The sequence below is a fragment of the Micromonospora sp. DT201 genome (assembly GCF_049841575.1).
Lineage (GTDB): Bacteria > Actinomycetota > Actinomycetes > Mycobacteriales > Micromonosporaceae > Micromonospora.
This window is the reverse complement of the sequence record NZ_JBNCKP010000001.1, coordinates 660050-681534: the sequence shown is the minus strand read 5'-3', so window position 1 is coordinate 681534 and position 21485 is coordinate 660050. Positions and strand designations below refer to the sequence as shown.

21 protein-coding genes are annotated in these 21485 nt (G+C 65.3%); 10 read left to right on the top strand and 11 right to left on the bottom strand.

All coding sequences use genetic code 11. The features are described 5' to 3' along the window. Positions 1-2: 2 nt before the first annotated feature. Both ACLQ28_RS03295 and ACLQ28_RS03290 read right to left on the bottom strand, forming a co-directional pair. A complete protein-coding gene (locus ACLQ28_RS03295) occupies positions 3-1595 on the bottom strand; it encodes a tyrosine-type recombinase/integrase (RefSeq protein WP_425684679.1) in 1593 nt (530 codons plus the stop codon). Between the two features lie 284 nt (positions 1596-1879). Further along, positions 1880-2104 (bottom strand): helix-turn-helix transcriptional regulator, encoded by a 225-nt coding sequence (locus ACLQ28_RS03290; RefSeq protein WP_425684678.1) that lies wholly within the window; start codon positions 2102-2104, stop codon positions 1880-1882. 294 nt (positions 2105-2398) lie between these two features. On the opposite strand from ACLQ28_RS03290, the gene ACLQ28_RS03285 reads away from it, so the two are divergent. Both ACLQ28_RS03285 and ACLQ28_RS03280 read left to right on the top strand, forming a co-directional pair. Beyond that, entirely contained in the window at positions 2399-2830 is a 432-nt protein-coding gene (locus ACLQ28_RS03285) for a hypothetical protein (RefSeq protein ID WP_425684677.1), read from the top strand. After that, a complete protein-coding gene (locus ACLQ28_RS03280) occupies positions 2830-3474 on the top strand; it encodes a hypothetical protein (RefSeq protein ID WP_425684676.1) in 645 nt (214 codons plus the stop codon). The genes ACLQ28_RS03285 and ACLQ28_RS03280 overlap by 1 nt, the downstream gene beginning before the upstream one ends. Here the strand turns inward: ACLQ28_RS03280 and ACLQ28_RS03275 are convergent. After that, positions 3439-4917, bottom strand: coding sequence for a replication initiator (locus tag ACLQ28_RS03275; RefSeq protein WP_425684675.1), 1479 nt, complete (start codon positions 4915-4917; stop codon positions 3439-3441). The two genes, ACLQ28_RS03280 and ACLQ28_RS03275, sit on opposite strands and share 36 nt — an antisense overlap. A 236-nt stretch (positions 4918-5153) precedes the next feature. Here ACLQ28_RS03275 and ACLQ28_RS03270 point away from each other — a divergent pair, with 236 nt between their 5' ends. Beyond that, a complete protein-coding gene (locus ACLQ28_RS03270) occupies positions 5154-5912 on the top strand; it encodes a hypothetical protein (protein WP_425684674.1) in 759 nt (252 codons plus the stop codon). Positions 5913-6041: 129 nt separating this feature from the next. Then, positions 6042-6380 carry a hypothetical protein gene (locus tag ACLQ28_RS03265; protein ID WP_425684673.1) on the top strand — a complete coding sequence of 113 codons (339 nt, stop codon included), beginning with the start codon at positions 6042-6044 and terminating at the stop codon, positions 6378-6380. Between the two features lie 34 nt (positions 6381-6414). Here ACLQ28_RS03265 and ACLQ28_RS03260 read toward each other — a convergent pair whose 3' ends face one another. Genes ACLQ28_RS03260 through ACLQ28_RS03250 form a run of 3 tightly spaced genes read right to left on the bottom strand, consistent with a single transcriptional unit; the run spans position 6415 to position 8590 of the window. Continuing rightward, complete coding sequence (locus tag ACLQ28_RS03260) at positions 6415-7857, bottom strand: FtsK/SpoIIIE domain-containing protein (RefSeq protein WP_425684672.1); 1443 nt, start codon at positions 7855-7857, stop codon at positions 6415-6417. A gap of 47 nt (positions 7858-7904) precedes the next feature. Then, the gene (locus ACLQ28_RS03255; protein WP_425684671.1) at positions 7905-8201 is read right to left on the bottom strand and encodes a hypothetical protein; all 297 of its coding nucleotides are present in this window, start codon (positions 8199-8201) and stop codon (positions 7905-7907) included. Beyond that, positions 8198-8590, bottom strand: a complete 393-nt coding sequence (locus ACLQ28_RS03250) for a hypothetical protein (protein ID WP_425684670.1) — start codon at positions 8588-8590, stop codon at positions 8198-8200. The genes ACLQ28_RS03255 and ACLQ28_RS03250 overlap by 4 nt, the downstream gene beginning before the upstream one ends. Positions 8591-9964: 1374 nt before the next feature. On the opposite strand from ACLQ28_RS03250, the gene ACLQ28_RS03245 reads away from it, so the two are divergent. Next, positions 9965-11035: a hypothetical protein gene (locus ACLQ28_RS03245; protein ID WP_425684669.1), complete on the top strand. Its 1071-nt coding sequence runs from the start codon at positions 9965-9967 to the stop codon at positions 11033-11035. A gap of 59 nt (positions 11036-11094) precedes the next feature. Here the strand turns inward: ACLQ28_RS03245 and ACLQ28_RS03240 are convergent, their stop codons facing one another. The 4 genes from ACLQ28_RS03240 to ACLQ28_RS03225 all read right to left on the bottom strand — a co-directional run bounded on the left by ACLQ28_RS03240 (position 11095) and on the right by ACLQ28_RS03225 (position 14176). Further along, on the bottom strand, positions 11095-11757 hold the full coding sequence (locus tag ACLQ28_RS03240) for a hypothetical protein (RefSeq protein WP_425684668.1): 663 nt from the start codon (positions 11755-11757) through the stop codon (positions 11095-11097). Between the two features lie 445 nt (positions 11758-12202). After that, positions 12203-12898, bottom strand: a complete 696-nt coding sequence (locus ACLQ28_RS03235) for a hypothetical protein (RefSeq protein ID WP_425684667.1) — start codon at positions 12896-12898, stop codon at positions 12203-12205. A gap of 54 nt (positions 12899-12952) precedes the next feature. Continuing rightward, positions 12953-13627 carry a hypothetical protein gene (locus tag ACLQ28_RS03230; protein WP_425684666.1) on the bottom strand — a complete coding sequence of 225 codons (675 nt, stop codon included), beginning with the start codon at positions 13625-13627 and terminating at the stop codon, positions 12953-12955. 294 nt (positions 13628-13921) lie between these two features. Beyond that, positions 13922-14176: a hypothetical protein gene (locus ACLQ28_RS03225; RefSeq protein ID WP_425684665.1), complete on the bottom strand. Its 255-nt coding sequence runs from the start codon at positions 14174-14176 to the stop codon at positions 13922-13924. A 176-nt stretch (positions 14177-14352) separates the two neighbouring features. Between ACLQ28_RS03225 and ACLQ28_RS03220 the strand changes: the two genes are divergently transcribed. After that, positions 14353-15750 carry a UDP-N-acetylmuramoyl-tripeptide--D-alanyl-D-alanine ligase gene (locus ACLQ28_RS03220; protein ID WP_425684664.1) on the top strand — a complete coding sequence of 466 codons (1398 nt, stop codon included), beginning with the start codon at positions 14353-14355 and terminating at the stop codon, positions 15748-15750. A gap of 3 nt (positions 15751-15753) precedes the next feature. Here the strand turns inward: ACLQ28_RS03220 and murC are convergent, their stop codons facing one another. Continuing rightward, positions 15754-17199, bottom strand: a complete 1446-nt coding sequence (murC, locus tag ACLQ28_RS03215; protein WP_425684663.1) for a UDP-N-acetylmuramate--L-alanine ligase — start codon at positions 17197-17199, stop codon at positions 15754-15756. Positions 17200-18202: 1003 nt separating this feature from the next. Here murC and ACLQ28_RS03210 point away from each other — a divergent pair. The 4 genes from ACLQ28_RS03210 to ACLQ28_RS03195 all read left to right on the top strand — a co-directional run bounded on the left by ACLQ28_RS03210 (position 18203) and on the right by ACLQ28_RS03195 (position 21420). Beyond that, on the top strand, positions 18203-19558 hold the full coding sequence (locus ACLQ28_RS03210; protein WP_425684662.1) for a Tat pathway signal protein: 1356 nt from the start codon (positions 18203-18205) through the stop codon (positions 19556-19558). 28 nt (positions 19559-19586) lie between these two features. After that, a complete protein-coding gene (locus tag ACLQ28_RS03205; RefSeq protein WP_425684661.1) occupies positions 19587-20081 on the top strand; it encodes an SAM-dependent methyltransferase in 495 nt (164 codons plus the stop codon). 51 nt (positions 20082-20132) lie between these two features. Beyond that, on the top strand, positions 20133-20564 hold the full coding sequence (locus ACLQ28_RS03200) for a hypothetical protein (protein WP_425684660.1): 432 nt from the start codon (positions 20133-20135) through the stop codon (positions 20562-20564). A gap of 271 nt (positions 20565-20835) precedes the next feature. Then, positions 20836-21420 (top strand): hypothetical protein, encoded by a 585-nt coding sequence (locus ACLQ28_RS03195; RefSeq protein ID WP_425684659.1) that lies wholly within the window; start codon positions 20836-20838, stop codon positions 21418-21420. Positions 21421-21485: the final 65 nt, after the last annotated feature.

The following is a 21485-nucleotide window of genomic DNA, read 5'->3' as shown; positions in this document are numbered from 1 at the left end:
CCTCACGCAGCAGGCTTGACCTGCTGCTTCTTGCCCTTCTTGCGATCCTGCTTATTGCCTTGCTTCGATTGCTTGTCCCCACGTGAGCCCAAGGTGAGCCCGGGGGTGCGCTTAGCACCCGGACGAGAGATCAGGCGGGCAGTAGCTTCGGCCGCCTCCAACGCCAGCTCGGGCAGGACAGCCGTGTACGTGTCCGCAGTGAGCGCGTACGACGAGTGCCCGAGCATCGCCTGTACCACCTTCATCTCGGCCCCGGCCTTAAGCGCCATCGTGGCCGCGCCGTGACGGAGGTCGTGCAGGCGGATCGGCGGAAGGTCCAAGCGCTTCACGAGCCGGTCAAAGTAGTCCGACAGCCAGGTGGGCTCTACCCACTCGCCGTTGGCACGCGTGAAGAGACGGCCGCTCTCCATCCACGCCGATCCTGCTTCCTCGCGCGCCTGGCGCTGCCGCTTGTTGTGGCGCTTGATCACCTTCACGGTGCCCCCGTCGAGTGCCACCATCCGGTTACCCGCCTCGCTCTTGGGCGCGTTTTCCTCGATCTCGCCGTTGATGTCTACGAGCTGCGTGGCAACGGTCAACGCGTGGCCCTTGAGGTCCACGTCTTCCGGCCGCAGCCCGCACGCCTCACCCCGCCTCAGGCCGCGAAGGGCAACGAGGTGGAAAAGCGCGTACAGCTCATCGTCGGCGATGCCATTGAGGAACGCGCCCGTCTGTTCAGTCGTCCACACCATGACCGGCGACGGCCGCTCCCCCGTGGCTCGCCACTGCGCGACTCGTTCGTCAGTCCACACAAGCCCTTTGGGCCGATTTACCGGGTCAAGCTCGACATGAGCCGCCGGATTGAAAGTGATCAGCTCTTGCGTGATCGCGTCGTTCAGAGCAGCGCGGAGCGTCGCCCTGATATGCCGGCGCGTCGCTGGGCCGACGGGGCGACGGAAGGGCGGCATCTCAGCGATGGCAACACGCGCGGCACGGCGACGCTCACGACCCTTAAGTGTCTTCAGCTCTTCGACGGCGGCACGTCGGAGCGCGTTGGCTTCTTGAATCTCGATGTTCCGCTCAACGATCGCGTTGAACATCTCCGACAGGTGTGACACGCGCAGCCGGTCGAGACGGATCTCCCCGATACGCGGCTTGAGGTGAAGCCGGATGTCCCGCCCATAGCGGTTGATCGTGCTGGCGCGGATCTTGCGACCGGAGAGCCAGGTGTCGAGGAATTCGCCGACCGTGATGCGCAGGGTCAAAGACTGGCCGCTACGGAACTTTCGGCGCGTCTCCTCCAGGTTGGGCAGCGCCTCTCGTTTGGCCGCCACGCGCTCCAGCAGGTCGCCCATACGCTGCCGGCCCTCGTCGTCATCAATCTCGGGCAAGGCCAGCAACGCGCGGACGGCATCCAGGTCAGCTTGAGCCTCTGTGGCCGACGTGTAGCCGGACCGGCGGAAGGTCCGGCGCTGGCCACCGGCGTCCGGCGGAAGCTCCTGACGAATGCCCCAGGTGCCGTGACGGCGTTGATTGAGCTTCGGGCAGGATTGCCCGTACTGCTTGCCAGTCTTCGGGTCGCGGCAGGCGCAGCGACGGAACACTGATCCTCTCAAGATTCCCCCTTGGGAGAGATGAAGTGGTACCTATCATGGTACCACTTCATCGATCGATTGATGGAAGGTGACTTATGCGACGACGCAGGGTGGTCGAGGTCGCTCAGGGATTGCCGGCACTACCTGGCGACGAGAAGCGCGATCAGCAGATCAAGATTCGGCTCACTGCCAGCGAAGTAGAAAAGCTCGTGGGTCTCCGACCGGACCTCACCGCCGCCGGCATCGTTGCACTCCTTGTCGATGACGTGCTATCGGGCCGGACTGTTCCTGATTGGACAATCAGGTCAAGTGACCGCTCGGACACCGAGTAGTTCCAGGATCTCCGGGACGGGTACGACGTAGCTTCGCCCAACGCGGACCACCCGCACAGGAAATTGCCCACGCTTGGCGAGGGCGTACGCCTTACTCCGGCCGATGCCGAGAATCGCTCCGGCGGTCTCCACGTCCGTTGTCACGCCTAGAGCGCGAACTGCATCAATGGTCCAGGGGTTGTCAGTGGCGGTGCTCATTGCACATCTCCTTGAAGGGTGTCAACGCTCGAATGAGCGTCGTGAAGGCATCGCGGGGCTTGTGGATCGCCAGCGACGGCGACCGTGAACATCACCGGCCCGGAGACTCCACGTAGGGCTAGCGCCTGGGCAATGACTTCAGTGGAGTCGCCGTACGGGCGCTCGGCTGTGGATCCAGCTCGCGAGGCAAGCCACCCCACGACATACCTCTTGCGTCGTCGGGAATCCGACAATCAGCCAGTCTCAGCCGCACGGATGTTTTCCGTAGGACATGAGCTGGTGTATCCATGCAAGATGGACGTCGATGCTGCACAAATTGCCGCTTCTGCAATGCCCTACGTGACGGCCGCAGTAGCGGCTTACGGCGTGAACACCTTAGATAGGGTTCGCAGCGCCGCGATCGATGGGGCTTCCGACGCCACGGTCAGAATTGGCCATCAGGTTCTGAATCGGCTCCTAGGTAGAGGACAGCCCCAAGAGGCGATCGAAGGGGCCATAGTCGACGTTTGCGCAGGAGAGGAAGACAGCGACATCGCTCTCCGATTGCAGATCCGCAAAGCAATAGCGGCGGACCCCGATTTAGCTCAGGCCATCGCAGGCATTCTGCCCAAGCGCGACGATTTTCGTCAGTACAAGATCCAGAGGCAAAGTAATACCGGGTCAGGCAATATCATCAATGGGGACAACTTCGGGAGCATCAATCCGACCACGGGCGTGACACCCTGATGGTTGAATCCGACCCTCCATGGGAGCTTCCTTCGATCCAGACGAATTCGGGACCGGGCTCCATCGTCAACGGCCACAACTACGGTCGTATCGAGACTATGGACACCAAGACGAAGGCTGTCTTAGAAAAAATTTCTTCCGACGCTCCTAAACTGGGTTCGCTGCTCAAGCAGGCGCTTCGAGACGGTGTAATTTCTCCCGACACCGCAATGTCGCTTAGCATGGCCGCGCGCAACATAAATGAGGATGTAGCGGAAGCGCTCTGGGCGGCTAGTCGAAACATCAACTATGAAGTAGCCGAGATGCTTTCGACCTCGGCTCACAGCATCAACCCGCAGGTAGCGTCGAAGATCTCCCAAGCCGCCGACGACCTCGATGACATACCGCGAAGACTCGAACAGATTACCGCCGAAATGCGCGCGGTAGCCCGCCAGGTCGAAGAACTGTCGAGAATCGTTCTTGCGCACGGGAATTTCGACAGCAATGTTTCAGCCATTCTTGGAGCATCCGAGAACCTGGCCATGGCTGCTAATCAAGTCGCTCCGCAGCCAAAACCAGGGCGCTTTCTGTGGGGCTTCCTCTTCGGCGTCGTGCTCGTGGTGGCAGCTCTAGCCTTGGCCGCCTTTGGTCCCAAGGGGGCGTGACCTGCGGTTGGTAGGCATCGCAAGCCGGGCGGTGTCAGTGCCCGTCGCCTCACCGCCCGCCCTTGCGTCATGAGCAGCATCGCGGGCGGCTTGGAGGTCGTCTGCAATCGCGTCGGCGAACATAGCCTGCCCGGCCGTGTGGCCGTTGCCGGTGTAGGTCCATTGCTTGTCGGTGATGGCGTCCGGGGCGTCGGGTAGCAGCTCGTCGGCTTGGTCGCGGCGGTGTTCTTCCCGTGCGGCCCGTAGCGCTGTGTAGGTGGTGGAGTAGGCGCGGCTTTTGCTGGCGATGTGGCCCCGGTAGCCGAGTTGGTGTGCCCACCGCCGCAGGTTCAGCGCCTTGTGTTCTGGTCGACCGCCGAGGGTCCAGCAGGTGCGGATCAGGGTGCGAGCGTGGTCGGTCACGGGGAGCACGGAGATGGTGATCGCGTCGCGGATGGGTCGGTCCACGGTGATGCCGGCGACATCAGGCTTGGTGACGTACTTCGCGATGTAGGAGGCCACCGCGCGTTCGTTGAGATCGTCGTCGCTGCCGTTGCCGGGGAGGATGGGCCGGATGTCGAGCTGCGCGCCGAAACGCAGGATGGTGTCCAGGCCGGGCACGGCCAGGTGGACACGGCGGGTGGCGGTCCGGATGGTCTGCACCAGCAGCGCCAGGGTTGCCCAGGCCGGCGGCGGGGTGTCGACGGTGGGGCCGTCGAAGCGCATGACCGCGTGGAAGTGCACGGCCCCTCGCCGCTGATATTCGGCAACTTTGGCGTAGCCGACGCGAACGGTGTTGCGGGCGGCCGTGCGGGACATGCCGCGTGTGGTGGCGAGGGCTTCGTAGAGGTTGCGGTGTAGGCGTTGCCACAGGTCGCGGGTGTGGGCGTTCCACAGCACGGCGGCCGGGTAGTCGTAGCAGTCGCCGCAGATCGGGGACCCGGTGAGCGGGTCGTCCGATGGATGCCGGTCGAGGCACCACAGGGGCCGACCATGAGCGCAGACGAGACCACGGCGGCGGCGTGACGGTCGGCAGGGGTCGTCGGTGGTGTGACGGTGCACGGGGCCGAAGCTGGGCGCGGTGAACGTGACGAACACGCGCGGGTGATCGCGGACGGTGTCGGGGACGCCCTTGCCGCCGGCGAGCCCCGCGACGACGAGTTGGTAGGTGTCGCCCTGGTGCAGCCGGGCGCAGGGTTCGCAGCGGGATTGACGACGGTTCCCGCAGGCGATGGTGAGCCGCCCGTGAGGCTGCTCCGCCGAGGTGAAGGCACGCACGAGACGCCCGGTGCCAGCGTCCACGGTCAGGGTGTGACCGACGAGATGAACGGGGTGTTGGCAACCCCCGATATGACGGATGCGCGTTAGCCACGCCCGGAAGTCCGGGTGTGTGGCGGTGGCCAGTATCTCCCGGTCGGTAAACGTCAAGTCTTGAAAATCCGAGTTGGGCAAACTTCTGAACACGGGAATCCCTCTTTCATCAAATCTCAAACCTGACAGTCGCTCGAATTTGTCGGAGTTGAACTCCGACAATCGATGGCCTTACATCTCCGGCCACGGCAGTCATAGCCTCGGCTAGGCAAGACGGAGTCTTTCGATTCGGGATCCCGGACTCCCGCCTTGCCCCATCCCCCGATATCGAGGCGGACGGCGAAGGGTCAACCGGTTTGATGCCCGACGCCCTCCAGAAAGAGAAGGTCATGTCCATACGGCTAGCAAGGCTGCTACTCGCGGCAATGCTGGTGATCGTCGGCGGACTCACCGTGAGCGCCGCCCCCGCAGTTGCGGGCTCGATCCCAGTTGCCGCCGAGAAGGCGTACACCGGAGCGGTGACCACAACCGGGGCGGATCAGTGCTCTAGCCCGGTGAACGCGCGTAAGGGTGCGTGGATCTGCCCGGACACGTCGAAGGCGCGGTCCAACGCCGGAACTTGCTCGGCGCTCGGGTGCTGGTACTACGTCGCAAACTACTGGGCCGAGTTCAGCGGCGATGGCATCTACGGCTACAACGGCACCACGTTGGGCTATACCGAGTTTTTCATCGAAGTGCAGTTCAGCGGTGGTTCTTCCACGTCAAAGCCGTTCCAGTTCGAGTCAACGCGCGGCACCAAGCAGGTCCGGGCCTCAGGTGAGCGGCTGTACTTCAGCAGCGCCCACCCCGAGGGCTACCCGGTCAGCGGCGGGGCGACGTACAAGACGTGGAGCGGAGGCCCCTACGGGGCGGGAGCGCTGGTCAACGGTTTCGGGTCGGGTGGCTACACCGCCTATGAGGGCACCGTTCCCCATGCTGGCGTCGCTCACCAGTTCGACTGGACAGATCCGTCCAGCTCCTACCCGGGCCGCTGGTACACCTTCATCAAGAGCCCGAAGTTTCACCGCAACTCCGCAGGTGCCTACAACCTGGACAACCCGCCGCAGTTGGGTAGCGCCTGGTACGGCTCCGGGTGGAGCCCATCCTGACGCACCCGCAGGCGGACACTACCTGATTGACTGCCCCTAACGGTCGAGCGTCGCGTGATCGAGAAATGATCGCGCGACGCTCGATCCGCTTTTGGGTTGGAGCGTCAAGCAGTCCGGTAGCATCCGCTCATGGAGCAGTTTCGCCGCCGCACCCAAGCCTTCTACCTACCTGCCGAAGTCCGCGACCATGAGATCACGCCAGAGCAGGAAACGCCCACTCCCCGCCCCGGACACGGCACCATCTACATTTACAAGAGCCGCGACATGCAACGACAGATCGTCTGGTCGGCGAAATGGGTGGACGAGCTGCCAGACGGCCAAATGGCCGGCGTGGAAAGCATCGAAGGCAGCCGTGACGACGTTCTACGGTGGGCCAGGTCCCGTCCGGCAGCGGAGCGCGTTATTCCGTCCGAACAGGAACCATACTGGACGCCGGCACCAGACAACGACGACGACATTGATCTCTAAGCAATGCCGATCCAGCCGTTCTGGCTATTCACCTCTACTCGCGCGAGCCCGGTCGAGTGAGGCCGGGCAGGACCGGCGCCAGGTGTGCCGTGGCCGCGATGACGGCCGCCAACTCTTCCGGCGACAGGTACACCGAGCGGGCGCGGATCCACCCGGCTTCGTCGGCAGTGGTGACCGCGATGCCCTTTACCGCCGGGTCGATCTGCTGGGCGGCGTCCACCGCATCCGGGTAGAGGTCACCGAGAGTCATCTTCACGGTTTCCTCGTCGTTGACCCGCAGACAGATCCGCCCGGCGAGCTGGGCGCGTAGCGCGGTCACGCCAGGGCCGAAGTCCGAGCCGACCCGTTGCCCGGCCACGATCACATGCACCCCCAGCGCCGCGCCGAGCTGCGCCAGCCGGAGAAGGTGCGTCGTCGCGCGAAGCGCTTCGTCCTTGTCCGCGCGTGAGGCGACTAGGTACAGCTCGGCCAACTCGTCGACGACCACGATCACCGGCACCGGCCGCACAGGCTCGGGGAGTTGCCAGATGTTGCGTGCCCCGTGCTGGCGGCACAGCCGCATCCGCCGTTGCGTCTCCGCGACGAGTTCGGCCAGGATGTCCGCCGCCTCCGCCCGGTCAGTGGCCAGTGCCGACAGCCGGGGCGCATGTGGGGCCAACTCCATACCGCCCTTGCAGTCGATGCCGACCAACGCGACCGGACGCGACGCCCACCGGGCTACCGCAGCGTTGATGAGCGTCGACTTACCCGACTGCGTCGCCCCAGTGATCAGCCAGTGCGGGAACGTGGCAAGGTCGATCTCCCACCGCTGACCGTCTTCACGGTGGCCCACCTCGGCCGCCAGGTCCGCCGGCACCGCCGCAGTGACCGGCTCGGTGATCGGGTCCGAGGGATGCACGGGCACCGCGGCCGGCTTCGCTGCCGGTGCGGGAGTCCGGGCCGCCCCTTCCCTGCCAGGAGTGGTGAGCGGGTCGGCGGTGAGGATGGTCAGCCGGACCCGGCCGCGTAGCCGCGCGTCGACCCGCACCGCGTGGACCTGCCAGGCATGCGCCATCGCCTCAGCCGCGTTCACGAACGGCTCCGGGACCTGCCCAGGGTGCAGCAGGATCACCGCCGTAGCCCCGAACGAACGAGGACGGATACGGGTCAGCAGCGGCAGCACCGGCATGATCGGCCGACCCTTCACCAACAGCGGCCCGAGCTGCCCGGTGGTCGGCCGGTCGGTGCCGGTCAAGTCCGCGTTGAGACACAGATGCCGCCACGAGTGGCGCATCCGCAGCCGCAGCACCGGAAACCCGACCAGGTACCAATGCGTCCGGGGTGCCACCCGGCGCAGCAGCCGCGAGGCCACGACCAGCGCGACGACGACGGCCACCAGGACCACGGCAACGGTGATGATCGTCGGTAGCCACGCCTGGAGCCGCTCCATCATGACCCCGGGGATTCTCGGCGCGAAGTCGGGAATCCACGGGGTCACCGAGGGAGACGGCGTAGGCGTCGGCGGTGGTGCCGATGCCGGCGGCATCAGTCCGCCCCCCTTCGGATCGTCGGATGCTCGGTCGCATAGTCGGACTCATCGGCGTACGTACCGGCCAAATCCAGGCAGTGCGCCAGGACGGACGCCAACCACCGGCAGCGCGCCGCCGTCTCTCCGAGGTAGCCGGCCAACTCCGCGACGAGGCGGGGCCGCTCGGCCGGGGTCGCGGACTCGATCGCGTCGGCCAGATCAGCGACGCCGGAGGCCATGAGCCGGATCACGTCCAGCTCGCTCGCGCCGGGCCGGTCGTCACCGCAGCCGTGAATCAGGTCGGCGGCGCTCATGAGGTCGTCGCCTTACCGCCACGCTCACGCTGATGCGCAGTCGGCACCGGAGTCGGACCAGCACCGCCCTCAGTGCGAGGACGAACCGGGTAGACAGACGCGGCCTTGTAGGACAGGCCGTGCCGGCCCTCGATCTCCCACAGCGACACGTCCAACTCGGTCACGCCGACCGCGCTTCCCTCCGTCACGCCTTCCGGCTCGGCAGATGTCTGAACATCGATCACCGACGCCTTACGGGTGCCGGACCGGCGCACCGCAACCCCGGTTACCCACAGGGCATTACCTTCACGATCCTTACGGATCACGCCATCAAGGTCAGTCTTGCGTTCCGGCGCAGCCACACACAGCAGGCCGGACAAACGGGAAAGATCAACAGGAATGCTGTTCACAACAAGCTCCAAAGACAGAAAGGTTGGTTGGGTCGTGCAGGCCGTACAGGTTGTGCGGTAGTCGGGACAGGGACAGCGGAGCCGGGCCAACCGGGGCGGGCCGCGACTCCGCAACGCCGGTAGCACGAGGCACAGCCGGATCGACACGACGTCAGAGCCACGAGTGCGACGGGACACGGCAAACCTCCATTAAGGACAGACGAAGCGGTGACGCCTCCATAGGCATGGACGACGCCTAGCCCGACATGACCGGACAAGCGGACGCCGGACAGCCCGCAGCCGGCGGCCAGGGGCGGGATGGGCAAGCGGGGACCGGCGCAGACGCCGCGTACCGAGGTTCCAGGCGATCAGGGCCAGGACGACCAGGACGCAGGCGAGCATGGTCAACACCCCGGAGAGTCGAGGTGCGTACGAGTTTCCCTACTTGGTCAAGAAGTGGGATCGGCATGGCCGATCCCGCGAGAGACGGAAGGAGGGGAGATGAGCGGTAGGCGGGGTCGGGGGCTGCGGCCTTCGGCCGGTCCCCCGCCCCGCCCCAGAGAGAAACGGAGCGCACACGACACCGGAGACGACCAGCAGCCCGAAACCAGGCGTCAAACCCTCACGCCGGACCCCGACCACGGGCACGCGCCACCCCGACACCGACCGCAGTGCACGGCACGAGCAGGCCGCGACCGCACCCCGGCGGCGAACTGGCCGCAGGCCCGGACCACGATCGCCACCAGGACGCCAGCCGACACGCCCGAACCGCGACCGATCCTCACCGATGCGGCCAACATCGGCCGAAACCGCAGGCCACAGCACCGAAAGCGCCGACGACGTCCCTCCGGTCGATCCATGGCCGGGCTTTGAGGTACTGCCGCGCCGGCAAGCCGGCTTGCCCTCGAATAACGGGGCTGATCAGCGCGAACACTCCCAGGAATGAACAGGCGGGAGCCGGATGCGTAGCGGCCCATACCAGCCCGAGCCGTTTCCTTTTCCCGTGATGGTCGGGCCGTGGCGATGCCGCCGCGTTTTAGTGGCTCTACCTACAGAGAAGGGAACGGCTTCGTCGGAACCTCACAAGATCCACATTCTGAGTGCGAAGATTTTTTCGCCACGCGGTTACGCTGGGGATCAAGGCCAGGCCGGCAGCGGGGGCATCCGGTCCGGCTGTCGGTTGTGGAGTTGGGCGACGACGAGCGCTCGCAGCGGGGGGCCGCACTACGCCGTGGCACCCGAACGCGTTCTCTCGTACGCTTGTGCGACTTCCGGCGGTGTCCGCAGCACGCCGGGGGCTACACAAGGGGTCACCGTCGATCCCGGCTCATCACCGCCGACAGGCGGCCCGGCGTGTCCCACCCAGCCCGAGCGACGTGGGGAGGACACGAACCCGTGCCCGATGAACAGGTGCCCACCAGGCACACGCGCGGGATCCTCGCTGGCCCGCTGGTCTTCGACGACCCCGACCGGTGGTTACCGGAGGACCCGCGTCCCGCCCGCGATACCCCGCACGAACTGGACCTGATCCCGCTAGCCAAGATGCCCCTCGGCCTGGTCAGCTATACCGCCGCCAAGTGCACTGTTGGCGTGCCACGTGGATGGGTCGATGGCACCGACGACCCCCGACCGGCCACCCCTCGCTACGTGCTGCACCGCATCGCCCTCACCACCGTTCCCGTGCAGACCAAGGACCGGGTGTGGCGGCACATCGTGGCCTCCTACCGGGACCACGCCGGTCCGATGCGCAAACAGTGGAGCCTCTACGCCCTCGGCGTCGGCTTCGGCGGCCTCTACGACCGCGCCCGCCGCCTCACCCCAAAGGGCAGCCGCAAGTGGCGGCGCGACGGCGTGCAGATCGACCTCATGATCGAATTTCTGACCCGGATGCGGGAGACGCACACGCGCGACGGCACCCTGTCCTGGCGCTTCGACACCAACCGGCCCAACATCTACCACCGGCTTACCGGCACCGCCTACGACCGCGTGAGCGGACGCACCGAACGGCGCAGACGTCAACGCCGCCGCCGCGACGACGAAACCCTCACCGAGTACCACGCCCGCCTCGCCCGACTGGACGAGGAAGACGACAAACGCCTAGCCCAACTCGTCCTCATCGCCGACGACGCGACGATCTCCACCGTGGCCGCCGACCAGCACGGCAGCGCCGGACCGCAACCAGGCCAACCCCACGGCGACGACGCCCAAGCCGCCGAGGCGGTGTTGGCTGCACTCGTCCAACGCTCCGCCGCCGGACCCGCCAGCGCGCGTATCGACACCACCAACGCCGAACTCGTTCGCCGCACCTACATCCGCCGGGAACGGCTCAAGGACGTCGCCGCCGAACTCGGACTGTCCGCACACAACGCCTCCCAGCGGCGCAACACCGCCGTCCGGCAGATCACCCGACTCCTACGCGGACGCACCCGCCTCACGCTCACCCAGCAGCCCCGCCGCGACACCTGATCCCGGCAGAGTCCGGCGCCGCCCGCGAGTGTGCACCCAGCCACGGGCGGCCGGACGCACTACACCGACGCCGCCGGCTCCGCGTCCTTGTCCCCGCCCCACCCGTAGCGCGACGCTTCCTCCACCACCCGGCTCACCGACCCGCGCACCAGGTCACGTTCCTGCGCTGTCTCCTGAATCCAGAAGCAGTGATCCGGCAGCCCATCCACGCACACCAGGATCGGCCGCACCACCGGAGACACCCGGAACACCAGCGACCAGGCCGGCCCGTGCACCCGCAGCACTACACCACCGCGGCCGGACCCCACCCGCACCGCCGCCCGGCCGTCTCGCTCCACCACCCCGGCCGCCTCGGTGAACGCCTCCCGCGCCCCCGGCGCCTCATCCACGCTCGACGGCCACGCCGCCGACAACACCACGTTCTCGTTGCCGTACCACACACCCGGCTCCGGATCGACCAGGCCGTCAAACAACCGATCCGCCAACGCCCGCCGCGCCCACGCCGCCTCCGACAAACCCTCCGGCTCCACCACCGGCACCGCCGCCGGGAACCTCGGATCATCCACCGGCAGCATCACCATCGCCGTGTCCTCCCCGGCCGCCTGCGCCTGCCACACCTGCTCATAGACCTCATCGGCCACCGCGTCGTACTGGTCATCCGCCCACGACGCCCACTCCGCCCGCGTCCGTGGCTTCGGCAACAGCCCTCGAGTCGAACGCATCCGCTGATGCACCGCCAACCGCGCCAGCAAGCTCCGGCGACGGACGCGCGAATTGCGGTACATAAACCACAGCTTGGCATACCACCAGTAGCGCTAGCGACAGTAGCGGACACCGGACAAGCAAGATCCTCACTCACCCAACCGTTTGAGCAGCCGCAACAACCAGCCGCACGACGAGGGGCTTCGATACAGTCACGGACGACGGAACGGCGGGCACTCACTCACAGAGGCTTCTTATCCGCCCGCCGCTCCCACCAGTTGGCCGAGCGGAGCGAGCTGAGCAGGAGGCGGCACTTGCCCCGCCCGCTCGGGAGATGGTGACGGCGCGACGACCGTAACGGTGCCCGAGCAGCGGTCAGCCGTCGCCCCGTCGTCAGTCACCGTGCCGGGCCGCTGCGTTGCCTTACGGCGAATTGGAGCCCGGTGTGAGTCAAAAGTGTTCTGGTCAGCCGACCCACTTCGTCATGTCGAAGACAACCGGAGCGTAGTCGTCATTCGCGTGAACCTTCGGCTGGACCAGGAGGGTGCCCGTGCGAATGATTGACGCCAACTCTTGTGGAAGGGTCCCGCCGCTTCCTGCGCTTACGCCGCCTGACTTGTCCACGAGTGAAACGTCAAGACCGTAGGCTTCGCCAGTGGCTGCCACCTTGATGTAGATGCGGCACCGGCCATTGCCGCTCAGCATGAAGCCCGCAAAAGAATAGACATCTTCGAACCACGGGAACCCGCCTCCGTGGATGAGAATGCTAAGCATCCCGAACAGATTCTGGTCATACCATTCGAGCCGCTTTGGTTCGAATCCAGCATCCGTGGCCGCTATAATTACATTATTGTGACTGTCGCGGAGCATCGGCATGCCATCCGTCGATTGCAGTGAATCGATAGACGACGCAACCACTCTTATCCACTCCACAGCGGCATCGACATTGAGCTCACCGCCATTGCTCAAGAGCTCGAATTCGAAGCCGGTCCCGCTAGTCATTGCCGCATCGTGGCAATAGAACATCCGAGCCTGTTCATCCCCTGAGCGGACCAATCCGCGTAGCTGCGGCCCTCCTGGTGGCAATGAGCCTGGCGGAGCCATCACCAGGGGAGCGGCATGCCGAAGTAACCGCCCGAAGGTGAAGTCCGCCAGGTTCATTGCCCCTCCGCGTTTGTCGAGGTCGCCTATCCTACCGAGATTACCGGGTGCGTCTCAGGTAATCTGGTTGACCCAGGCGGGACACTTGGTGACGCCCTCACAGTAGGCGGTAATCGTTCCGATGTTTCGGCCATCCGGCGACACGTACCTACCGTCGTCCGTCCTGTTGGCCGCCTGCGTGACCATGCGGACCTTAATCTTTATCGATCCATTAGACAAGTCCGTCAACAATGCTTGGTACTCGATGTGAGCGCCCTGATCGACAATAGGCTTTGACGTGTTACGGATTACACGGAAAGGCGCGCTAGTGATTAGGTTGTGACGTGAGGCGTAGTGCGAGTAGCCGATATTCGCATCACCGAATCGAGTGGGAACATAAGTTCCTCGCTTATCCGTGTCCGCCCACAGCGCCTGATACCAAGGCGTCGAACCTCCAGGGTCACGCTGAGGCGCGAGAGCCTTACCGCTGTCGGTCGAGATAAGCTTCCCAGAGGTGGTACGAAACACCTCTGGACCAGTTGTGGGCTGGATTTCGGCGGCTGCCTCGCGACCGAACATGGAGGCGTAGTCGTCGAGGCTCAGAAAGGCTACAGTCGGTACCGTCGGCGTAGCGGCCTCTGCCGCACTCACGACTGCCGTTTGCAGCGATACCGTCATTGCGGTGACGGCAGCAGACAAAGCGAGAGTCGCACGGAAAACGGTTGCCAATTTCCAGATCCCCTGTCTCATGAATCAGCCCTTTCGAATTTGTATCGGCTGATATGCAGCCTGGCACCGGGGCTGCGTAGAGACAAGATCTTGATTTTAGTAATCACGGGCGCAAAGATGCCCACCGAAGTTCAGGTTCGCGTCGGATGTCACTGACGGAGGTTGCCGGTCGGGGTAACGGTTTGAAGCTCAATGTGCTATGACGAGCCATCACACCGATGCCAGCCACTTCGACGACGTACGCAGGTCTTTGACTAACGGCGGCGGACGGCTCCGCCAGCGGTAACACGCACCCCAGCGCAACGCGAGGCTCGGTCACGACAGCGGCCGGGCCTGGTCTGGTTGCACCGTCTCGCCCAGAGCTAGCCGTAGGCGGGGGCCGAGCCGTTCAAGGCCCTGAATCACTCGCGCGGCGTCCGGCTCCACCTGTGACAGATCCTCGAAGCCGTCGAAGGCGGCGGCGAGATGACGCATGGTCTTCTCCCCCAGCAGGCCGAGCACCACCTCACCCTGAAGTTTCGCCACGATTTGCAGGAGCGCCAGCAGCTCATCCCGCGTGAGTTCACCCATTCGCGTCACTCCCTCGTCGCCACCATGCCAGACCGCCGCTCTTGACGAACGCCACCCTTCATCGCCACCCGACGGGACCCGTGAGACCGTCCGGCGCTGTCTGCCTGTCAAACAACAGCGACCAATGGATCAGGCGCGACAAGAACCCAGCAAGGTAAGTTCATTTCGTGCTTCCGATGACTCTGCAAGAGATCACCGCCGCGATCGGCGGAGCCGTCCACGACGCTCCCGACACGGTGACAATCACCGCCCCGGTGGTGTTCGACAGCCGGCGCGTCGAGCCCGGCGGGATGTTCGTGGCGCTGCCCGGAAAGCGCGTCGACGGACACGACTACGCCGCCCAGGCCGTGCGGGCCGGCGCGGCGGCGGTGCTCGCGTCGCGGCCGGTCAGCGTTCCGGCGGTCGTCGTCGAGGACGTACCCACCGCCTACGGACGCATCGCCCGCGTGGTCGTGGACCGGCTCCCGCAGACCACGGTGATCGGTGTGACCGGCTCGGTAGGCAAGACCTCAACCAAGGACATCCTTGCTCAGGTGCTTTCCGGCTGGGGCGAGACGGTTGCTACCCGGGCGTCCAACAACAATGAGCTTGGGTTGCCGTACACGGTCACCCGCGCCACTGCCAACACCCGCTATCTCGTCTTGGAGATGGGCGCACGCGGGATCGGGCACGTGGCCTACTTGACTGGGATCGCCCCGCTCACCGTCAGCGTCGTTACCCGCGTCGGGCACGCGCACCTAGGCGAGTTCGGATCGGTGGCAAACATCGCCCAGGCCAAGGGCGAGATCGTGGAAGCGCTGCCCGCCGCACACGACGGCGGGCTGGCGGTGCTCAACGCCGACGATGAGTTGGTGGCCGCGATGGCGAGCCGCACCCGCGCCTGTGTGCTCACCTACGGCATCGAGAGCCCGGCGGACGTGCGGGCCGAGAACGTGACGTTGGACGAGTTGGGCCGGGCTGGCTTCCGGCTCATGCATGACGGCCAGGCGGCCGAGGTGCGGTTGCGGCTGTACGGGTTGCACCAGGCGTCCAACGCGCTCGCCGCCGCGACCGTCGCTCTCGGGCTGGGCCACCCGATCGAGGCAGTAGCCGAGGCCGTGTCGCAAGCCGAAGCGGTATCGCCGGGGCGGATGCAGGTCACCACTCGCGCGGACGGGGTGACGGTCATCAATGACGCCTACAACGCCGCGCCCGACGCCATGCGCGCCGCACTACGCGCCCTGCACTCGATGACCGGCGACGGTCAGCGGGCGGTCGCGGTGTTGGGCGAGATGCACGAGTTGGGCGAGCACGCCACAGAGGTGCACCGCGAGATCGGACAGCAGGTAGCCGACATCGGGGCCGGATGGCTGGTGGCAATCGGCGGTACAAACGCCGACCAGTACGCGAACGGGGCCGCCGGCAACGGCATCGCGGTGGACCGCGCAGCCAACGTGGCCGAGGCGTGGGACCTGCTCAGCGACGGCCTACGGCCGGGCGATGTCGTGTTGGTGAAGGCATCGAACAGCGCCGGGCTCCTCGCGCTCGCGGACAAGCTGATCGAGGAACCCGGCGCTGTCACCGCCCAGGCGTAGGGATCACGCGGACACCGCGACCTCGGAACGCTGGCTCAGGGCGTCCAGGATCGTCGCACCGTAGCCGGTCACATCACCGGTGCCCATCGTCAGCACCACGTCACCGCGACCAGCCATCCCCCCGACGATCCGGGCCACATGATCCGCGCCAAGCGGCAGGCAGTATTGACCGTCACGCAAGTGAGTCACGATGACTGTTGCGTCGGCCGCCGGTCGTCCCTGAAGCACGGTGCCGTGTACGTCGAGCAGCAGGACGTAGTCAGCCTTGTCCGCCAGGAGCCGGCCGATCCGCGAACTGAAGGCCAGCACCCGGGCGTGTCCGGACGGCTGGAAAACCACGATGACCCGGCCGCGAGCCAAGGTTCGCGCGGCTTCCAGGTCGGCCGCGATCTCCTTCGGGTGGTCGGCGTACGAGTCGACCACCGTCACGCCGGCCCGAGTGTCGACGTGCTCGAAGCGACGGCGAACCCCCGAGAAGGTGCATGCCGCGCCCGCTACGTCGGTGGGGTCCAGGCCCAGGGCCACCGCGCACGTCACGGCCGCAACCGCGTTCTCCAGGTGGTGCGCCGCCGGGGTCGGCAGAGTCAGCCGCACCGTCATCCCGTTCGGCATCCGGACGGTCGCCGAGACGCTCCACCCCTCGGCGTGCACGTCGAGCAGGCAGATATCGGCCGTACGGGTCCGGCCGTAGCGCAGCACCGTCAGGTCAGGTCGCTCGTCAGCGATGACCTCGGCGGCCACGTTCGCGCCCACGCAGTCGGCGTTCGCGATCAGGAACCCGTGATGAGCGATCCGGGAGCCGAACTCGACGTAGGCGCGCATCACCGCGGCGTGGTTGACGAAGTTTTCCGGGTGGTCGTCGGTGACGTTGGTGATGATGGCCATCGACGGGGTGAGGAAGTGAAACGACCGGTCCGACTCGTCCGCCTCGGCGACAAGCAGCCGGGACCCGCCGAGACGGGCGCCAGAGCCCGGCCCGGTCAGGTCTGCCCCGATCAGGTAGGTCGGGTCCTCCCCGAGGGTCCGCAGGATGTGGGCCAGGATGCCGGTCGTGGTGGACTTGCCGTGCGAGCCGGACACCGCGATGAGCCGCCGGTTGGCGCTGAGCGCGTCAAGGACCTGCGCCCGGTGCACCAGCGGGATACCAGCGGCGCGGGCCGCCTCGATCTCCGGCGCGTTCTGGGCAACGGTGGTGTAGACGACGCAGCTTGCACCCTGCACGTGGGAGGCTTCGTGCCCCGCGTGCACCCGCACGCCCGCGATGCCGAGGGCCGCGAGTGTGGCGGAGTCGTTCAGGTCGCTGCCGCTGACATGGTGGCCCAGTTCGGCCAGCAGCCGGGCCAGGCCGGACATCGCGGACCCACCGACGCCCACGAAGTGCGGGCGGGACAGGTCGATGGGGCCGGTGTAAGCCTCGATGGTCGGGTTACCAGTGATCGTGTCGGTCATGGTGCCGTGTCTCCTTTGATGTGAGAACTGACGGGTTCCGTGCCGTGAGCTGACGTGCGAGGGGGCCTGCTCCTTCCGACGGGTGCGATTCCTTGCGCGCGGTCGAGGTGTCCTCGGGTCACTGCCTCGGCCGCGCGGGTCCAATCGATATGCGTCGGCCTGTAGGGCGAGGCCGGAGACGGTGGCACGCCACCGCCGGGAAACGGGAGATAGCCAGTAGCCGGCGGCGCAGCACCAAACGCCTGTTGCTTCCGCTCTCGCTTGCGCGCTGCGCGGCACGAGGGACACGCACACGGGCGGCCGCCAGGAAAGCGGACGGACCGGTGCGGACGGTGCCTTGGTCGGATCAGATCCGCGCCGTCGTCATCCACGTCCGCTGTCACTGCTTCCGCAGGGTGGGGTGTTCACGGCGCCCCGACGGCACGAGACGATGCGCCGAAGAGTGCAGGGCCGCCGACCCGACGCGCGTTGATCAGCTCAGGGCGTGTCGCTCCCGGGTTCCGCCTGGGTAGACGCAGTGAGCGGCGGAATACTCGAACGGCGTCTTCGCGTTGCGGGCATGACCCCGACTTTCCGCAGCCGGCGCAACAACCGTTGGCGCTCAAAACCGTGTGCCGATCCAAAACCATTTGTGCCCTGTCGATCTGCCCGCCGCCGGAGTAAGTAGTCACGCGATTTCACCTCCCGAGGGGGCAGTGCGACGCCGCATGAGTAACAACCTCTCGTCCACGCGGCGCACCCTGCCCGTCACCCACCACTACGGGCGCACACCGCTCGCAGCAATGGGGATTCCGTCCAGATTTCAGCCACACAAGACCGACGCGACGCAGGGCTAATCAATTTGCCGATTCGTCGTCGTCTTGCGTACCTACAGCGAATCGCAAACCACCGCCGTTCGGTACTCTGTGACGCACGTCGAAGCGGTGAACGTGGTGAAAGATCGACTTCTATGCGGGGGTACACAGTGCCGCAAGCGGGACCCGGCAACGCCAAGCTCGCAGCCGTGATCGCGGAAGCTGGGATGTCCCATGCCGAGGTGGCACGAGCACTGGTCCGCGTCGCTCAAGAGAGCAACGCGGACGAGTTGACCGGGGTCGGCCGCTCCCACGTCTCGCACTGGATCGCCGGCTCGAAGCCCTCTGGACGAGCACCCGTGCTGCTCTGCGAAGCGTTGTCACGCAAGCTCGGACGCGTGCTGACCTTGGAGGACATCGGTCTACCGACTCCACTGCTGTCCTCAGCGGACATGCTTGGGTGGCGAGTCGATACGCTGGCCGCGCTGACCGAACTCGGGAGAGTCGACGTGGACGCTGAGCGCAGGCGTGTTCTGGGCACTGCCGCCTACTCGCTCGCTGCGCTTGCCCTGCCAGCCGACCCCTGGTGGACGCGCATGGCCAAGCTAGGCCAAGCGCGCGGCACGCCCGCCGGCAGGACAGTAGGCAGAGGCGACGTTGACGCGGTACACGACATGGTGTCGCTGTTCTCGCGCGTCGACCAGCGCCGAGGCGGCGGGCACGCCCGGTCAGCAGTGGTCCAATATCTCAGCTCCGACGTGGCGGCTTACCTACGCGGGCGCTACACAGACGAAAAGCTGCGACGCGACATGTTCACCGCGGCCAGCGAGCTTTCCTACCTTGCGGGATGGATGGCGTTTGACAATGACGAACACAACGTCGCGCAGCACTATTTCAACATCGCAGTCAAGTTAGCTGCCGAAGCCGCCAACCCGGCAATGGCGGGACACGTCCTACGCGCAATGGCACACCAGGCGATCGACCTCGGGCACCATAAGCACGCTCTCGATCTCGCCAATGCCTCGGTACACGGCGACCGCTACGAGACGGCAGCTCCACGGGAACGCGCGCTCATCGGAGTGGTCCATGCTCGCGCTCTAGCAGTGAATGGCGAGACCCAAGATTCGGCCCGCGCACTGATACGAGCAGAGGACGACCTCGCCGCCGCCACCCACGGGGACGACGAGCCCGGACGAGTCTTCTTCTTCGCTGAGGCCAGCCTCGCCCACGAGACGGCATGCGCGTTGCGTGACACCGGCGACCTGGCGGGTGCGACAAGTCATTTCCGCCGCAGTGTCAGGACACGCAAAGCGGCAGCCTTCACCCGAACCCACGCCGTCACGCTTGGTTACCTCGGGGCAGTGCAAGCCCGGCAGGGTGAGATTGAGGAAGCCTGCGCGACGTGGTCCCGCGCCCTCGACGCGATGGACGGCGTTCGCTCGGGCCGTACGCGTCAGGTAGCCGCCGAGATGCGCGCCATCCTCTCCCCCTACCAAAACCGCAGGATCCGAGGGGTCCAGGAGATCGATGCACGCGCCAAGAGCTACCTCTCTACTTCTGCCTAGAAGAAGTCACACAGACCGGGAGGGCCGAATGGCAGCCGAAGAATTCACCGTGGAGTCCATTGCTCGCGTCGTAGGGGGAAGAACCGAGCCAACAGACGACTACTGGGGCGGAACCAGAGCTGTCATTCGAGTCGATGAAGAACGCTTCACGCCAGAAGCCACCAAAGGACTTGAGGAGTTCTCCCATCTTGAGGTCGTGTTTCGCTTCCATCTCACCGATCCCACTGACCTGAACCTCGGTGCACGTCGCCCCAGAGACAACCCCGAGTGGCCGGAAGTCGGCATCTTTGGCCATCGCAACATGCGTCGGATCAACTGGCTGGGCGTAAGTCGGTGCCGGCTGATCAATGTCGACGGGCTGGACCTGCATGTCGAGGACCTGGACGCGGTGGACGGCACTCCGGTCCTGGACATCAAGCCGTGGTTCTCAGAGTTCGGGCCACGAGGCTCGGTGCAACAAGCTAGGTGGAGCACCGAAATGCTAAAAGGCTATTTCGCCGCACAAGACGATCAATCGGCCTGACGGGCGGCGCGTGCCGGCACCCTGTCGCATCCATCGCTTAACGTGATCGCCATGACTGAGAATCTCTGGGACGCGACCGACTTTCCGGTACTGCGGGCCGCCGTCGAGATCTGCAACGAGGGCCGAGGCAGCGCGGCGGTCGGGGCCATCATCACGCGCACAGGTTTCGACCAGGAGACCGTGATGGCCTCGCTCCGCCGTCTCGACACCGAGCAGCCACCGTTCTTTAGCAGGATGGAAAAGATGTTCGGCGGCGGCGTCTCGCATGTGTTCGAGCCGACAGGGCACGCGCAACGGACGATCCAGGCATGGCCGAGGGCTGAGGACAAACTGGAAGAGCTAATTAAGACGCTTAGTGCCATAGCAGAGCGAGAAAACGACCCTGAAAAGGCAGGCCGCCTTGCCAGGGTCCGAGATTACCTGGCGGCCGGGGGTCGAGATTTGGCTATCAATGTGATCAGCGGGCTGATTACCGGAGATTGACCAGGCTGGTGAACGCTGAATGCTGGAGCGGATCGTTTCGTGAGAAGAAGTGAGCAATACAGGCAGATGGCGCAGGACGTCGCAAATTTTCGCGACGTGGACATTTCTGTTTTTGCCCATATGCGGCCAATCCACGAGTACATGATGAGCACGGTGATAGCCTATCGGCTCCTCGCTTCTGCGCAACAGGCCGCACAGATCCCTCACTTCTGAATCCATCAACGCTTTTAGGCTTGGTACGCGGCAGGTTTCGACATAGCTAGGGGTCATCATGAGCAACGGCGATCCAGACTGGGTGGCACGCGGAACGGCGCTCCTTAGTCTTCTGGTTGCCCTAGTCGGCCTTGGCTGGCAGTGGTACAGCTGGCGTCGCAACGGACCCCATCTTTACATTCGGGCTGCCTCCGAGGCGGCAGGGCCGTTGACCATCGCAGTTTTCAACAGAGGCCGCGCCGATGTGGAGATTGGTCTCATTTCCGTACAATGGAAAACGGATCAAGTTCGGCCCTGGGGACCCTTTGTTTACAGGCCGAAGGCGACCCACGGCCTCTCCGTTGACATTCTTCCATTCACGATCAAAGCCGGGCACAGCGCTGCTTTTCAATTTAAGCGTAAAGAGCTGCCAGAGAGCTTTATCGACTGCGTCTGGAGCCTCAGATTTGCCTACGCCGTCGTCTATACGCCGGTACGTATATTCAAAGGGCGCGTCGAGATCAGCGCGGAACCTATAGAAGCTGTATTCAAACTGCACCAGCGTTCCAAAGCTTCCGACGATCTGAACTTGCAACGGGGTGGAACCTCTGTGAACCCCGTTGGTGATGGCTCTGCAACCGAAGGACCGTCAATCGGTTCTTAGAAGGCTGCTCGCGGCCGAGCGACGAGGCTGGGGGATGCGGCGCGAGCATCACGTGCAGGCCCCCG

Excerpts from the sequence above, each read along its gene's own strand:
- ACLQ28_RS03290 (WP_425684678.1), bottom strand. The coding sequence starts at position 2,104 with ATGAGCACCGCCACTGACAACCCCTGGACCATTGATGCAGTTCGCGCT.
- ACLQ28_RS03285 (WP_425684677.1), top strand. The coding sequence starts at position 2,399 with ATGGACGTCGATGCTGCACAAATTGCCGCTTCTGCAATGCCCTACGTG.
- ACLQ28_RS03280 (WP_425684676.1), top strand. The coding sequence starts at position 2,830 with ATGGTTGAATCCGACCCTCCATGGGAGCTTCCTTCGATCCAGACGAAT.
- ACLQ28_RS03270 (WP_425684674.1), top strand. The coding sequence starts at position 5,154 with ATGTCCATACGGCTAGCAAGGCTGCTACTCGCGGCAATGCTGGTGATC.
- ACLQ28_RS03265 (WP_425684673.1), top strand. The coding sequence starts at position 6,042 with ATGGAGCAGTTTCGCCGCCGCACCCAAGCCTTCTACCTACCTGCCGAA.
- ACLQ28_RS03255 (WP_425684671.1), bottom strand. The coding sequence starts at position 8,201 with ATGAGCGCCGCCGACCTGATTCACGGCTGCGGTGACGACCGGCCCGGC.
- ACLQ28_RS03240 (WP_425684668.1), bottom strand. The coding sequence starts at position 11,757 with ATGCGTTCGACTCGAGGGCTGTTGCCGAAGCCACGGACGCGGGCGGAG.
- ACLQ28_RS03235 (WP_425684667.1), bottom strand. The coding sequence starts at position 12,898 with ATGAACCTGGCGGACTTCACCTTCGGGCGGTTACTTCGGCATGCCGCT.
- ACLQ28_RS03230 (WP_425684666.1), bottom strand. The coding sequence starts at position 13,627 with ATGAGACAGGGGATCTGGAAATTGGCAACCGTTTTCCGTGCGACTCTC.
- ACLQ28_RS03225 (WP_425684665.1), bottom strand. The coding sequence starts at position 14,176 with ATGGGTGAACTCACGCGGGATGAGCTGCTGGCGCTCCTGCAAATCGTG.
- ACLQ28_RS03220 (WP_425684664.1), top strand. The coding sequence starts at position 14,353 with ATGACTCTGCAAGAGATCACCGCCGCGATCGGCGGAGCCGTCCACGAC.
- murC (WP_425684663.1), bottom strand. The coding sequence starts at position 17,199 with ATGACCGACACGATCACTGGTAACCCGACCATCGAGGCTTACACCGGC.
- ACLQ28_RS03205 (WP_425684661.1), top strand. The coding sequence starts at position 19,587 with ATGGCAGCCGAAGAATTCACCGTGGAGTCCATTGCTCGCGTCGTAGGG.
- ACLQ28_RS03200 (WP_425684660.1), top strand. The coding sequence starts at position 20,133 with ATGACTGAGAATCTCTGGGACGCGACCGACTTTCCGGTACTGCGGGCC.
- ACLQ28_RS03195 (WP_425684659.1), top strand. The coding sequence starts at position 20,836 with ATGAGCAACGGCGATCCAGACTGGGTGGCACGCGGAACGGCGCTCCTT.